We start from the raw sequence: 14,043 nt of genomic DNA, 5'->3' as shown, positions 1-14,043 counted from the left end.
ACCCCTGGTAAACGTCGGGAATATTTGCCCACGACGGGCGCCCGGCGTAAACTAGCGCGAGAATTTTGAGGAGTTGAATATGTCAAATAATAGCCAACCTATCGATCGCCAGACGCTGCTGATTGAAGCCAACCGCCTTATTCGCGAACACGAAGATACTTTAGCCGGCATTGAAGCTACCGGCGTTGAGCAACGCAACGGCGTGCTGGTCTTCAGCGGCGAGTACTTCCTGGATGAACAGGGCCTGCCTACGCCGAAAAGCACGGCGGTGTTTAATATGTTCAAGTATCTCGCCCACGAGCTGTCTGAAAAATATCACCTGGTTGACTGAGCTTAAGGCTGTCGCCTGAGCAAAAGAAAACGCCCGGTAAACAACGTTTACCGGGCGTGATTATTTTGAGGCCTGATGGCTTAAAGCATCGGTTTTTGCCCGCGCTGCCACCAGCGCATCATCAGACGATCCGCGCTTTCCGCGGCGCTGCCGGTAAAGCGGTCCATCATTTTCTTACGTTGCGTGTAGCGAACGTTGACCACTTCGTGATCGGCCATCAGCCCCAGCAGCAGTTCATCGCTGGTACCCACTTCATCAACCAGCCCTTTTTCCTGCGCTTGCGAGCCATACCAGTGCTCACCAGTCGCGACCTGTTCGATATCCAGCGTCGGACGCATGGTCTTCACAAAATCTTTAAACAGATGATGGGTTTCGTTCAGCTCTTCGCGGAACTTCTGTCGCCCTTCGTCGGTGTTTTCGCCCAGCAGCGTCAACGTACGCTTGTACTGACCCGCAGTGTGCAGCTCAACGTCGATATCTTTATTTTTCAGGAAACGGTTGAGGTTTGGGATCTGCGCGACCACGCCAATCGAACCGAGAATAGCGAACGGCGCCGCGACGATTTTATTCGCCACGCAGGCCATCATGTAGCCGCCGCTGGCCGCGACTTTATCGACTGCGACCGTCAGCGGGATCTGCTTATCGCGAATACGCTGGAGCTGGGAGGCCGCCAGCCCGTAACCGTGCACCACGCCGCCAGGGCTCTCAAGACGCAGCACCACCTGATCCTGCGGTGTGGCGACCGTGAGCACGGCGGTAATCTCTTCACGCAACGAGGCAACTTCGTGGGCATCCATGCTGCCTTTAAAATCCAGCACCCACGCGCGCGGTTTGCCGGAGACGGCGCTTTCGCCCTGCTTCGCTTTGGCCTTTGCCGCCTTTGCTTCTTGCTTCAGTTTTTTCTTTTGCGCTTTATGCCACAGCTTCTGCTGCGGCCCGTCGAGCAGCGCCACGGCTAAATCTTCCTGCATGTCCTTGTGCTGCTCGCTTAAGTTGGTGATCCGCAGTTCACCGCGCTGCCGCTTGCGCGACGGCAGATTGACAATCAGCACGGCAATGACGGCAATAGCGACGACAACCGTCACGATCTTCGCGAGAAATAGACCATATTGAAAAAGTAATTCCACACATCCACCTTGTACAAAAATCACATAATCTGTCGCTCAGTGTACAACACCGCGTCCGGTACGTCTCGACTGGAGTATCAGCCCTCGAGGCCGCTTCCAGATGATTTTTTTGCAAATGAAATCATTGCAAATTGTTAATTAGACGTTGTCTCTCCGGTGCGCCGATTGAAATAGCGAAGAGATTCAGGCATAAAGCCCAAAAGCGATGAAAAGTACATAAAATATGGCCGCTAAAGGCCATAGAGGAGCTACCGTGCACTATCAACCCCAGCTCGACTTGTTGCAGAATCGTATCATCCTGGTCACCGGAGCCAGCGACGGTATCGGGCGAGAAGCCGCTATCACCTACGCGCGCTATGGCGCCAGCGTCATTTTATTAGGTCGTAGTGACGAAAAATTACGTTCAGTTGCGCAAGAAATCAGCAATATCAGTGAATTACCGGTCCGTTGGTATACGCTGGATCTGTTAACCTGTACCCCACAAGCCTGCCAGCAGGTCGCACAGCAAATCAGCCTACACTACCCGCGTCTTGATGGCGTGTTGCATAACGCCGGACTGTTGGGGGACGTGGTCCCCATGAGCGAGCAGGATCCGCAGGTCTGGCAGCAGGTGATGCAGGTTAACGTCAACGGCACCTTTATGTTGACCCAGGCGCTGCTGCCATTGCTGCTGCAATCGGATGCCGGTTCGCTGGTTTTCACCTCCTCCAGCGTGGGCCGTCAGGGGCGTGCAAACTGGGGGGCCTATGCGGTGTCGAAATTTGCCACCGAAGGCATGATGCAGGTGCTGGCCGAAGAGTATCAGGGGCAGTTGCGCGTCAATTGTATTAACCCCGGCGGCACGCGAACCAAAATGCGCGCCAGCGCCTTCCCGACGGAAGATGCGCTGAAGCTCAAAACCCCTGCCGATATCATGCCGCTTTATCTGTGGCTGATGGGCGATGATAGCCGCCGGAAAACCGGTATGACTTTTGATGCCCAACCCGGGCGTAAACCAGGAATTGCCCAATGAGTGATGAACGTTACCGCGAACGCCAGCAACGCGTGAAAGAGCGCGTCGCCGCCCGTGTCGCTGCCGCCCAGGACACACGAGGGATCGTGATTGTGTTTACCGGCAACGGGAAAGGCAAAACGACCGCCGCCTTTGGTACCGCCACCCGTGCGGTCGGCCACGGCCATAACGTCGGGGTGATTCAGTTTATTAAAGGCACCTGGCCAAACGGTGAACGTAACCTGCTCGAACCGCTGGGCGTTGAGTTTCAGGTGATGGCCACCGGGTTTACCTGGGACACTCAGAACCGCGAAAGCGACACAGAAGCCTGCCTCGCCGTATGGCAGCACGCCAAACGGATGCTGGCCGACGAGACGCTGGATATGGTCGTACTCGACGAGTTGACCTACATGGTGGCCTATGACTATCTGCCGCTGGAAGAGGTATTAACGGCGCTGAAAGCGCGACCGCAGCATCAAACGGTGATCATCACTGGCCGCGGTTGCCACCGCGATATCCTCGACTACGCCGATACCGTCAGCGAACTGCGGCCCGTCAAGCATGCGTTTGAAGCCGGGATTAAGGCGCAGATTGGGATTGATTACTAAGCTGCGTTAGCCTGTCGAGCAGCGCGGCGTTGAGCGGCAGGCACAGGCAATCTTCGCCCTGTGCCAGCGTACTTTCCGCTAAATTCTGTCGCGAAATAAAGCGTTTACGGTACTCGGTTGGCGTCAGCCCACAGTACTTATTAAAGGCGGCAATCAGCGCCTTATGTTCCTGAAAACCACAGCTGTGGCTGATGTCGGTGATCGGCGTGCGGGTGTCACGTAGCAGGGTGCGGGCTTTGTTCAGCCGCACCAGCGTCAGATATTCTTTGAAATTGTGTCGACTGACCTTTTTAAACAGCCGGGAAAAGTACGAGTAACTCATGCCGCTATGCTCGGCAACATCGCTCAAGGTCAGCGGCTGGTCGAAGTGCTGATTAATGTAATCAATCCCCTCTTTAATCATCGCGTCTTCCCGCAGCGTACTTTCAGCCCGCTGAGTCGGTTGCCCGGCTGCCACCAGCGCGTCCAGCAGCAGATAGATAGCCGCAAAGCGCTGAAACGGCGCATCATTGTCGATAATCCGCGCCAGCAGCGACTGCAGCCGGGGGAAAACGGCGCTGTCGGCTGGCGTCATGGCGTGGCGATGCGTTCGCCAGTTCAGCAATGGCGCCGGGTGCAGTTCATCAAACAGTCCCGGTGAAAACTGCACGGTCACCAGTTGGCTGCCGTCTTCTTCCGCGCTGAGCGCGTGTACCTCTTCGGCATTGATATACAGCATCTCCCCCGCATGAAGCGCTACGCTTTGCTGCCCCACCGCCAGCGAAAACCGCCCGTGCAGCACGGTGATAAGCTCCGGTGCCGGGTGCCAGTGCGGCTCGCAGTAGCGAACCTCCGCCGCAAAAACGTTGAGTTTCTCCGCGTCAAAGGCTATCAGCTCGTAGCCGCTGGCCGTCTGCCGCCCGGTATGGGCGGCCGGGCGAGGATGCGTTACTGAAAAAGGAAACACGCGCCTTCTCCTGTTATTAGCGGTTAGTCTGTTCCGGCCAACACCGCGTTCAGTTCATCACGCTCGATGTCCAGCGCCAGAAACTCGGTCAGCGCAATCAGCAGACCGCAGAACAGATCGGGCGCCAGGCGAATCAGCTTTTCTCGTACCTGTTCCGCAGGCATCTGGCTTTTCCCGGCAATCAACTGCACGACCCGGGCAAAGGCTTCCGGCTGCTGAATCAGCTGTTGCAACGAGTTATCATCGCGGAGCGGCACGTAGCGCGGCGGGCAATCAACCTCAAACGTCGCGCTCAACGGCAGATCGCGGGAGGACGCCCCCACATGAAGCTGCCATTCCCCTGGCGTAATAACCCAATCGGCCAGACCCGGATGATAGCAGGCAAGCTCGGCGATCGGCAGTTGCAGGCTGACACGGCGGGTTTCCCCAGCGGCCAATGCGACTTTAGTAAAGCCCTTTAAGGCACGCACTTCACGAATCAGCTCGCCTTTTGGTGCGGAAACATACAGCTGAACGACCTCTTTACCGTCATACGCCCCTACGTTGCGTAAATCAAAGGTGACGGTAAGCGTATCATCTGCCCCGGCATGCGCCGTCGAAAGCGACAGGTTATCATAGGCGAATTGCGTATAGCTTAAGCCAAAACCGAACGGGAACAGCGGGTTCAGGCGACGTTTATCGTAGTAACGATAGCCGACAAACAATCCCTCACCATAATGGTGACGCAGGTTTTCCCCCGGATATTGTAACCAGGCCGGGGTCTCTTCCAGCGTATTGGGTACCGTCACCGTCAGCTTGCCGCTGGGGTTGCGCAGCCCGAACAAGATTTCCGCCACCGCGCGTCCCATGCCCTGCCCGGCAAAGAAGGTCTCCAGCAGCGCTTTACAGCCACCCAGCCACGGCATCACGACCGCATCGCTGTTAGCCAGTACCACCACGACATTTGGCTGCACTGAGGCCACCTCGCGAATCAGACGCTCATGGACGGCCAGAATATTGAGATCCTGACGGTCACCGTTTTCGCCATCCTCGCCCACCGCGGTACTGACGAAGATCACCGCCACGTCGGCCTCCTGCGCCACCGCTTTCGCCTGCGTCAGCGCCGCCTCGTCATCGCGCAGGTCGTCAGGCGCGCCAATCGACCAGCGCACGCTGAAATCATCGCCGGCAAGATCGAAAATTTCGTCCAACGGACGGTCAAGCAGATACGGTACCGTGGTTGCACAGCCGGAGCCCTGAATCACCGGCTCCTGCGCCGGTTTACCCAACACCGCAATACGCGGCGTTTTCTCCGGACGCAGCGGCAGTAACCCGTCGTCATTTTTCAATAATACAATGGATTCCGCCGCCAACTGCTGCGAAAGCGCATGATGCGCCGGGAAATCGGCCTGTGCATTCGGGCGGCGGTGGCGCTGCACTTTATCCAGCAGTTCCAGCATTCGCTGGCAGGCACGATCCACCACCGGCATTGGCACTTCGCTGGATTCAATCGCCGCCAGCAGCGTCTGTTTATCGCGTCGGGTTTCCGGCATCGCCAGATCGTTACCCGCCAGCAGCGATGCGGGACGATCCTTCACCCCGTACCAGTCGGACATCACCAGCCCCTGGTAGCCCCACTCGTCGCGCAGCACCTGGGTCAACAGGAACGGGTCCTGCGACGTTTGCACCCCATTCAGGCGGTTGTAGGAGGACATTACCGTCCACGGCTGCGACTTCGCGATCGCCCGCTGGAACCCTGCAAGATAGATTTCGCGCAGCGCGCGCTCTTCGATAATGGAGTCCATTTCCGTACGACGGTACTCCGAGTTGTTGGCGGCGAAGTGCTTCAGGCTGGCACCGACGCCTTCATTCTGCAGGCCGTTAATTAACGCCGCCGCGATATCGCCGCTGACGACCGGATCTTCGGCGTAGTATTCATAACCACGCCCGGCCAGCGGCGTGCGGCGAATGTTGATACCCGGCCCCAACAATATCCCAACGCCCATATGCTGGCACTCGCGCCCTAGCGCCTGACCCATTTGATAAACCAGATCGATATCCCAGCTACAGGCGAGACTCGAGCCGTTCGGGAAACAGGTGGCTGGCAGCGAGGTGCTGAACAAAGCTTCACTGCCCCCTTTCGCCGCCGACTCTTCAGCGTTAGCCTGGTCCGCGGTTTGGGTGATCACAGAGATAAAATCGTCCATGCTCCATTTTTCGCCACCGTCTATCTGCGCGCTGCTGTAACGCACGCCGTAGGTACCGTCGGTCATGACGATATCGTCAATACCGTGCTGCGGCAGGCTGGCGGTGCGCCATAGGCCACTACCGGTAAGCAGCGCCACTTTTTCTGCGGCGCTCATCGCGGCGATAAGGGTTTTAAAATCACGATTCATGTCTCGACTCCCTGAGGTTAAAGCGCGTTCTGCTTGCGCAGACTGATTTTCTGAACGATATCGCGGTAGGTTTTTTCATCGAGCGAGTAGCTGGCGACAAAAATAGCGCTTATCGCGAACATGGCGCCGGGGAACAGCGTCATCAGGATATTGATACCACTTAGCGCGCTGGCGCTAATGCTGGCGGCATCATAGTGGTAATAATCCAGCATCCACCCGGCACAACCGCCGCCAATCGCCATTGCAATTTTGGTGATAAAGTTGAAGAAGCCGTATATCGCGCCTTCGGTACGCACACCATGATGCCATTCCGCATATTCCACGGTATCCGCAATCATTGACCACATGGCGACGAATCCCATACCTAAGGTAATACTGAACAGGCACACCCCGGTCATAATTAACCAGATATTATCCCCGGCTACGAAATACTGCATCAGGACGCCCAGCACGCCAATCAATAGCGCCAGCAGGGTCATTTTCTTTTTCCCCATCATGGCGATGATTTTCTCAGAAACGACCGTCCCTAAAATATAAGCGGCCGACTGAATCATAAAGAACGAAGAGGTAAATCCTTCATTGCCAATAATATATTTAATAAAGTAAATGGCGATCGCCATCCACACGGTATAGGCAATATAAAAGAAGACGGTAAACAACGACAGGTTAATCAAAGGGCCATTGCCCATCACGGCGCGGAACATTTCTTTTAGGGTCGGCGCAGGCGAATCTTCCTCTTCTCCCACGCGCTCTTTGGTCATGCCAAAACAGGCGAGGAACAAGAAGGTCGCCAGCAACGCAAAACAGGAGACGGCAAAAACATAGCCCATCTGTTTGTCATCGAACGGTGAAATCAGGATATCCGCGGTGGTCGAAACAATCAGATAGCCGACGATAGCCAGCACAAAGCGATACACCGACAGCGACGAACGCGAAGCCTCATGCTGGGTTAAGCGGTTGGTCATCGCCGAATACGGGGTGTTTACCGCCGTGTAGGCCAGACAATAAATAGTATAAGAACACAGCGCAAACCAGAATTTCGCTTCGCCGCCCAACGGCAGGAAGCACAGTACCGTCAGCAGCCCAAGCGGAATCGAGCCGTATAATAACCACGGACGGAGTTTACCGTAACGACTGTGGGTTTTATCAATAGCAAAGCCAATCAGAATATTAAAGATGGCATCCACCACTCGAGCAATAACAAAGATCAAGCTTGCCTGGACCGCGCTAATGCCGAAGATATTGGTATAAAAAAATAATAAAAAAAGCGAAACGAAACCGAAGGATAAATTAGAGGCAAAATCGCCAAAGCCATAGCCTATCTTTTCTTTAACGCCGATAACCACATAGCTTGCCGAGAGTTTTTTCGTTGTTTCCATTTCGGGCTACCTGTTTGAGTAATCTGTGGCGTCAGTATATGGCGGGCGCTATTTTATCACTTTGCGTTCTTTGTCTGGGGAATTCCTGTTTTTTGTCTTTATACAGAAGTGTGAATAGAATCACAGGAGAAGAGAAATGCGGGAATAAAGTTCCGGCGGTGGCCCGCCGGAACACAGGTGCTTACCCTTTCGGGTTATTACGCGTGCTGGAACGGCGGTTGCCGTTATTCGCATTATTGCCGGTGGTCGTGTGACGCTTCACGGCACGACGAATCTGATTCGCCTTCATGCGACGTCTGTCTTTTTCCACCGCCACTTTTGACGAGGTCTCCGGCGGCAGCTCAACCAGCTCACGCAGGTAGTTGGTTTGCGCCAGGTCCAGCTCGGTCCAGCCGCCGCGCGGCAGGCCTTTCGGCAGCGGAATATCGCCATAGCGAACGCGGATCAGGCGGCTGACCTGCACACCCACCGCTTCCCACAGACGACGGACTTCGCGGTTACGGCCTTCAGTCAGGGTCACGTTGTACCACTGGTTGATGCCTTCGCCACCGCTGAATTTAATGGTTTTGAACGCTGCCGGGCCATCTTCCAACTGCACGCCACGAGAAAGCTGACGCACTTTGTTGTCGTCCACTTCGCCAAAGACACGCACCGCGTACTCACGCTCAACTTCACGACTTGGGTGCATCAGGCGGTTCGCCAGTTCACCGTCGGTGGTAAACAGCAGCAGACCGCAGGTATTCACGTCCAGACGGCCTACGGCAATCCAGCGCGCGCCGCGCAGTTTCGGCAGACGATCAAACACGGTCGGACGCCCTTCCGGGTCGTTGCGAGTACAGAGTTCGCCTTCCGGTTTGTAATAGGCCAGAACACGGCAAATCTGTTCGACAGATTCTTTCACGGAGATCAGATGGCCGTCGATACGAATTTTGAGGCCCGGGATCACTTCAACGCGATCGCCCAGCTTGGCAATTTTGCCATCGACGCTCACGCGGCCCGCTTCAATAATCGTTTCAATTTCACGACGGGAGCCATGGCCAGCACGAGCCAGCACTTTTTGCAGTTTTTCGCTTTTATCGCTCATAGAGCTTCCTTCAGGTGTCGCCTTCACAGGCGTCTTGAGACTTCATTAGCAACGCGGGAGTATGCACCGGGCCGCATAAGCAGGCAGGCAGCGGCGCTTTAATGGCAACGAGGCTACCCACCCAAAATGGTGACCGCACATACTACACGAATTTTAGAAGAAATGGGCAGCTTGTTCCTGGCCTTTTATTGAGGAAGGGGCAAATCGGCGCATGACATGGGAATAACCCGGCAACTGCCGGGTTCAGGACATCACAGGAACGGCTTCACGTCACCGACGCCTTCACGCAGCACAACCGGCGAGTCTTCGGTCAGGTCAATCACCGTGGTCGGTTGCTGGCCCAGATAACCACCGTGGATGATCAAATCCACCTGCTTTTCCAGACGGTCTTTAATCTCTTCCGGATCAGACTCGGTAAATTCACTGCCCGGCAGCATCAATGAGGTGGAGAGCATCGGCTCGCCTAAGGTCTCGAGCAGCGCCTGGGCTATCGGGTTAGACGGCACGCGCATGCCAATCGTTTTACGTTTCTCTTGCAGCAGGCGACGCGGCACTTCTTTGGTCCCTTTCAGGATAAAGGTGTAGTTGCCCGGCGTGTTGTTTTTCATCAGACGAAACGCCACGTTGTCGACGTAGGAGTAAGTCGACAACTCGGACAAATCGCGGCACATCAGCGTGAAGTTGTGGCCGTCCGGCAGATGACGGATGCGGCAAATCCGCTCCATCGCGCCTTTGTCTTCAATTTTGCAGCCCAGCGCGTAGCCGGAATCGGTTGGGTAGACGATGACGCCCCCCTTACGCACAATATCAACCGCCTGATTAATCAGACGCGGCTGCGGGTTATCCGGATGGATATAAAAAAACTGACTCATGCTTCCCTCTCAGTTGTATTCTGCGGCTGCTCCCAGCGCTGCCAGACTCCCTCGACGCCTGCGGGTAACCACAGTTTGCGGCCCAGCTCAATCCACGGGCAGGGTTGATGGAAATCCGACCCTTGTGACGCCAGTAAACTGTATTCGCGGGCATAGGTGGCAAGCTGAGCGCGCTCGTGCGGCGCCTGCTGGCACTGGGCAACTTCCATCGCGTCGCCGCCGTGTTCACTAAAGTGTGCCAGCAATCTTTTCAGCCACTTGGCGGACAGATTGTACCGCCCCGGGTGAGCAATAACCGCTACCCCACCCGAATGATGAATGACATCAATAGCTTCCTTTATTGTACACCACTGCGGCGGAACGTAACCGGTTTTCCCACGCGCGAGATATTTTTTGAAAACATCGCCGATATTGCTGGCTTTACCCTGCTCGACCAGGAAACGGGCAAAGTGGCCGCGGGTCACCGCGCCGCCTTCAGCCATTTTCAGCGCGGCTTCCCAGGCGCCGGGAATATGCGCTTTCTCCAGGCGCTCGGCGATCATTTGTCCGCGCTGCTGGCGGCGATCGATCTGTGCGTTTAAAAAGGCGGTGAGCGTCGGGTTGGCAATATCGATATTCAGCCCAACGATATGAATTTCATGATTTTCCCACAGCGTAGAAATTTCCACGCCGGTAATCAGCGTGAGCGGCAGCCCGGCGCGGGCAATTTCCGCCTGCGCGCGAGGGATGCCATCCACGGTGTCGTGATCGGTGATAGCGAGCGTCCCCACCCGCATCTCCCCGGCACGGTGCACCAGTTCTTCCGGTGTCAGGCGGCCATCCGAGGCGATGGTGTGGCTGTGCAGATCGTAAATCACTGCGTAATTGGTATCGCTCAAAACGGCTTCCTTAATACGACTCAGCGTTGTTAGCGGCCTATCATAGCGGGATTACGGGAAATTCTGAAATCAGGGGTTGACTTTGCCCCTTCGAACTAGTTAACTAGTACGCAAGTTCACTTAGTAAGGTATCTGCAAATGACACGTAAAATGATTGCTCTGCACGGCGGTTGGTGGCGTACTTCCCGATAGGGCGGAGTCATCACGTCTGCGTTAAGCATACAGATACCCAGCCCGCCAATGAGCGGGCTTTTTATTAAGCAAAAAAAAGACAGAACAGGCGAGAACAACGATGCAAACACAAAAACCTATGCTCGAGCTTCTGACCAGCGACGCGATTTACCGTGAAAACCCCACCGCACTGTTCCACCAGCTGTGCGGCGCGCGTCCGGCGACGCTGCTGCTTGAATCAGCCGATATTGACAGTAAAAACGACTTAAAAAGCCTGCTGCTGGTCGATAGCGCGCTGCGCATCACCGCACTGGGCGATACCGTCACGATGCAGGCGCTTTCCGATAACGGCGCCTCCCTGCTGCCGCTGCTCGATGCCGTGCTGCCTGCAGGCGTCGAGAACATTCGCCAGCCGAACAGCCGCGTGCTGCGTTTCCCGTCGGTCAGCACGCTACTGGATGAAGATGCCCGCCTGTGCTCGCTGTCGGTGTTTGACGCCTTCCGCCTGCTGCAAGAGCTGGTCGACGTTCCGCAGGACGAGCGTGAAGCGATGTTCTTCGGCGGCCTGTTCGCTTACGACCTGGTCGCCGGTTTTGAGGATTTACCGCAGCTTGAAAGCGACACGGCCTGCCCGGACTACTGCTTCTATCTGGCCGAAACGCTGCTGGTAATCGACCATCAGACTAAAAACACGCGTATTCAGGCGAGTCTGTTTACCCCGTCTGAGTCGGAAAAAGATCGTTTGCTTCAGCGTATCGCGCAGGTACGCCAGCAACTGAATGAACCGCCGACAGCTCTGCCGGTACACACCATTAAAGAGATGCGCTGCGAAACCAATCAAAGCGACGAAGAGTACGGCGACGTGGTGCGCAAAATGCAGAAAGCCATTCGCGCCGGAGAAATTTTCCAGGTGGTGCCGTCTCGCCGCTTCTCGCTGCCGTGCCCTTCCCCGCTGGCAGCCTATGATGTGCTGAAAAAGAGCAACCCAAGCCCGTACATGTTCTTTATGCAGGATAACGACTTCACCCTGTTCGGCGCGTCGCCGGAAAGTTCGCTGAAGTACGATGCCACCAACCGTCAGATTGAAATCTACCCGATTGCCGGTACCCGACCGCGCGGCCGCCGCGCCGACGGCTCGCTGGATCGCGACCTCGACAGCCGCATTGAGCTGGAGATGCGGACCGACCACAAAGAGCTGTCCGAGCATCTGATGCTGGTTGACCTCGCGCGTAACGATCTGGCCCGCATCTGTACGCCGGGCAGCCGCTACGTGGCCGATCTGACAAAAGTAGACCGTTACTCTTTCGTGATGCACCTCGTCTCGCGCGTAGTTGGCGAGCTGCGTCAGGACCTCGATGTACTGCACGCGTATCGCGCCTGCATGAATATGGGCACCCTCAGCGGCGCACCGAAAGTCCGTGCGATGCAGCTGATTGCCGCCGCCGAAGGTAAACGCCGCGGCAGCTACGGCGGCGCGGTGGGTTACTTTACCGCCCACGGTGACCTCGACACCTGCATCGTTATTCGTTCAGCGTTTGTTGAAAACGGGATCGCCACCGTACAGGCCGGAGCAGGCGTGGTGCTGGATTCTGTCCCACAGTCTGAAGCCGATGAAACCCGTAATAAAGCGCGTGCAGTTCTGCGCGCCATCGCCACCGCCCATCATGCACAGGAGATTTTCTGATGGCTGACATTCTGCTGCTCGATAATATCGACTCCTTTACGTACAACCTGGCAGATCAGCTGCGCGCAAATGGGCACAACGTGGTGATTTACCGTAACCACGTTCCGGCACAAACCTTAATCGACCGCCTCGGCACCATGGACAACCCGGTGCTGATGCTCTCTCCCGGCCCGGGAGCCCCCTCTGAAGCGGGCTGCATGCCGGAGCTGCTGACGCGCATGCGCGGCAAGCTGCCCATTATCGGCATCTGTCTTGGCCATCAGGCAATTGTTGAAGCCTACGGCGGCTATGTCGGCCAGGCTGGCGAAATTCTGCATGGTAAAGCCTCCAGCATTGAACACGACGGTCAGGCGATGTTCGACGGCTTAAGCAACCCGCTGCCGGTCGCCCGCTACCACTCGCTGGTAGGCAGCAATATTCCGGCAGGCTTAACCATCAACGCCCACTTTAACGGAATGGTGATGGCGGTCCGGCACGATGCCGATCGCGTTTGCGGTTTCCAGTTCCATCCGGAATCGATCCTCACCACTCAGGGCGCACGGCTGCTGGAACAAACCCTGGCATGGGCGCTGCAGAAGCTGGAGCAGAGCAACACACTCCAGCCAATTCTGGAAAAACTGTATCAGGCACAAACGCTGAGCCAGCAGGAAAGTCACGTGCTGTTCTCCGCCGTAGTGCGCGGTGAAGTGAAGCCAGAGCAGCTGGCCGCCGCGCTGGTGAGCATGAAAATTCGTGGCGAAAGCCCGAATGAAATCGCCGGTGCCGCCACCGCGCTGCTGGAAAACGCCGCGCCGTTCCCGCGTCCGGACTACCCGTTTGCCGATATCGTCGGCACCGGCGGCGACGGCAGCAACAGCATCAATATCTCCACTGCCAGCGCTTTTGTCGCCGCCGCATGTGGGCTAAAAGTCGCCAAGCACGGCAACCGCAGCGTCTCCAGCAAATCGGGCTCTTCCGATCTGCTGGCCGCCTTCGGCATTAATCTGGATATGAACGCCGACAAATCGCGTCAGGCGCTGGATGAACTCGGCGTGTGCTTCCTGTTCGCACCGAAATACCACACCGGTTTCCGCCATGCGATGCCGGTTCGCCAACAGCTGAAAACCCGCACCCTGTTCAACGTGCTGGGCCCGTTGATTAACCCGGCGCACCCGCCGCTGGCGCTGATTGGCGTTTACAGTCCGGAACTGGTACTGCCGATCGCCGAAACCCTGCGTGTACTGGGTTATGAACGTGCGGCAGTAGTCCACAGCGGCGGGATGGATGAAGTCTCGCTCCATGCGCCAACGGTGGTTGCCGAGCTGAATAACGGGGAAATTAAGAGCTACCAGCTTACTGCGGATGACTTCGGCCTCAAGCCTTACCATCAGGCCGAACTGGCAGGCGGCACCCCGGAAGAAAACCGTGACATTCTGACGCGCTTACTACAAGGTAAAGGTGAAGCTGCGCATGAATCTGCTGTGGCGGTAAACGTCGCCATGTTGATGCGTCTTTACGGTCATGAAGACCTGAAGGCCAACGTCAAGCAAGTGCTGGATGTGCTACACAGCGGCGCAGCCTACGACCGCGTCACCGCATTAGCGGCAAGAGGATAAAA

Annotated in this window: 12 protein-coding genes and 1 other annotated feature; of the genes, 5 read left to right on the top strand and 7 right to left on the bottom strand. The window is 56.4% G+C overall.

The genetic code is table 11. The annotated features are described in order from the left end of the window. The first annotated feature begins 79 nt into the window (after positions 1-79). Positions 80-331: a YciN family protein gene (locus K7B04_RS15860; RefSeq protein WP_064546024.1), complete on the top strand. Its 252-nt coding sequence runs from the start codon at positions 80-82 to the stop codon at positions 329-331. Between the two features lie 80 nt (positions 332-411). Here K7B04_RS15860 and sohB read toward each other — a convergent pair whose 3' ends face one another. Further along, a complete protein-coding gene (sohB, locus tag K7B04_RS15855; protein WP_223802469.1) occupies positions 412-1,458 on the bottom strand; it encodes a protease SohB in 1,047 nt (348 codons plus the stop codon). Between the two features lie 253 nt (positions 1,459-1,711). Here sohB and K7B04_RS15850 point away from each other — a divergent pair, with 253 nt between their 5' ends. Further along, complete coding sequence (locus K7B04_RS15850) at positions 1,712-2,470, top strand: YciK family oxidoreductase (protein WP_163448910.1); 759 nt, start codon at positions 1,712-1,714, stop codon at positions 2,468-2,470. Beyond that, a complete protein-coding gene (gene cobO / locus K7B04_RS15845; RefSeq protein ID WP_065357586.1) occupies positions 2,467-3,057 on the top strand; it encodes a cob(I)yrinic acid a,c-diamide adenosyltransferase in 591 nt (196 codons plus the stop codon). Before K7B04_RS15850 ends, cobO begins: the two co-directional genes overlap by 4 nt. Here cobO and K7B04_RS15840 read toward each other — a convergent pair. The 6 genes from K7B04_RS15840 to rnm all read right to left on the bottom strand — a co-directional run bounded on the left by K7B04_RS15840 (position 3,029) and on the right by rnm (position 10,591). Continuing rightward, positions 3,029-4,003 (bottom strand): AraC family transcriptional regulator, encoded by a 975-nt coding sequence (locus K7B04_RS15840; RefSeq protein WP_163448909.1) that lies wholly within the window; start codon positions 4,001-4,003, stop codon positions 3,029-3,031. The two genes, cobO and K7B04_RS15840, sit on opposite strands and share 29 nt — an antisense overlap. A gap of 23 nt (positions 4,004-4,026) precedes the next feature. Continuing rightward, positions 4,027-6,378, bottom strand: a complete 2,352-nt coding sequence (locus K7B04_RS15835) for a glycoside hydrolase family 3 C-terminal domain-containing protein (RefSeq protein ID WP_223802468.1) — start codon at positions 6,376-6,378, stop codon at positions 4,027-4,029. Between the two features lie 17 nt (positions 6,379-6,395). Beyond that, positions 6,396-7,757 (bottom strand): MFS transporter, encoded by a 1,362-nt coding sequence (locus tag K7B04_RS15830; protein WP_223802467.1) that lies wholly within the window; start codon positions 7,755-7,757, stop codon positions 6,396-6,398. 181 nt (positions 7,758-7,938) lie between these two features. Then, positions 7,939-8,841: a 23S rRNA pseudouridine(2605) synthase RluB gene (gene rluB / locus K7B04_RS15825; RefSeq protein ID WP_065357590.1), complete on the bottom strand. Its 903-nt coding sequence runs from the start codon at positions 8,839-8,841 to the stop codon at positions 7,939-7,941. 251 nt (positions 8,842-9,092) lie between these two features. Beyond that, complete coding sequence (locus K7B04_RS15820) at positions 9,093-9,713, bottom strand: L-threonylcarbamoyladenylate synthase (RefSeq protein ID WP_163448906.1); 621 nt, start codon at positions 9,711-9,713, stop codon at positions 9,093-9,095. Next, complete coding sequence (gene rnm / locus K7B04_RS15815; RefSeq protein WP_223802466.1) at positions 9,710-10,591, bottom strand: RNase AM; 882 nt, start codon at positions 10,589-10,591, stop codon at positions 9,710-9,712. Before rnm ends, K7B04_RS15820 begins: the two co-directional genes overlap by 4 nt. Before the next feature lie 165 nt (positions 10,592-10,756). Further along, positions 10,757-10,849, top strand: a sequence feature (Trp leader region). Between the two features lie 34 nt (positions 10,850-10,883). Between rnm and K7B04_RS15810 the strand changes: the two genes are divergently transcribed. Together K7B04_RS15810 and trpD are read left to right on the top strand one after the other, a co-directional pair. Beyond that, positions 10,884-12,446, top strand: coding sequence for an anthranilate synthase component 1 (locus K7B04_RS15810; protein ID WP_223802465.1), 1,563 nt, complete (start codon positions 10,884-10,886; stop codon positions 12,444-12,446). Next, complete coding sequence (gene trpD / locus K7B04_RS15805) at positions 12,446-14,041, top strand: bifunctional anthranilate synthase glutamate amidotransferase component TrpG/anthranilate phosphoribosyltransferase TrpD (RefSeq protein ID WP_163448903.1); 1,596 nt, start codon at positions 12,446-12,448, stop codon at positions 14,039-14,041. The genes K7B04_RS15810 and trpD overlap by 1 nt, the downstream gene beginning before the upstream one ends. Positions 14,042-14,043 lie beyond the last annotated feature (2 nt).

It is taken from the genome of Kluyvera sp. CRP (genome assembly GCF_019930565.1).
GTDB classification, from domain to species: domain Bacteria; phylum Pseudomonadota; class Gammaproteobacteria; order Enterobacterales; family Enterobacteriaceae; genus Kluyvera; species Kluyvera georgiana_A.
This window is presented reverse-complemented; position numbering and strand designations above follow the sequence as displayed.

Coding starts and splice junctions, on each gene's coding strand:
- K7B04_RS15860 (WP_064546024.1), top strand. CDS start 80: ATGTCAAATAATAGCCAACCTATCGATCGCCAGACGCTGCTGATTGAA.
- cobO (WP_065357586.1), top strand. CDS start 2,467: ATGAGTGATGAACGTTACCGCGAACGCCAGCAACGCGTGAAAGAGCGC.
- K7B04_RS15835 (WP_223802468.1), bottom strand. CDS start 6,378: ATGAATCGTGATTTTAAAACCCTTATCGCCGCGATGAGCGCCGCAGAA.
- K7B04_RS15830 (WP_223802467.1), bottom strand. CDS start 7,757: ATGGAAACAACGAAAAAACTCTCGGCAAGCTATGTGGTTATCGGCGTT.
- rluB (WP_065357590.1), bottom strand. CDS start 8,841: ATGAGCGATAAAAGCGAAAAACTGCAAAAAGTGCTGGCTCGTGCTGGC.
- K7B04_RS15820 (WP_163448906.1), bottom strand. CDS start 9,713: ATGAGTCAGTTTTTTTATATCCATCCGGATAACCCGCAGCCGCGTCTG.
- K7B04_RS15810 (WP_223802465.1), top strand. CDS start 10,884: ATGCAAACACAAAAACCTATGCTCGAGCTTCTGACCAGCGACGCGATT.
- trpD (WP_163448903.1), top strand. CDS start 12,446: ATGGCTGACATTCTGCTGCTCGATAATATCGACTCCTTTACGTACAAC.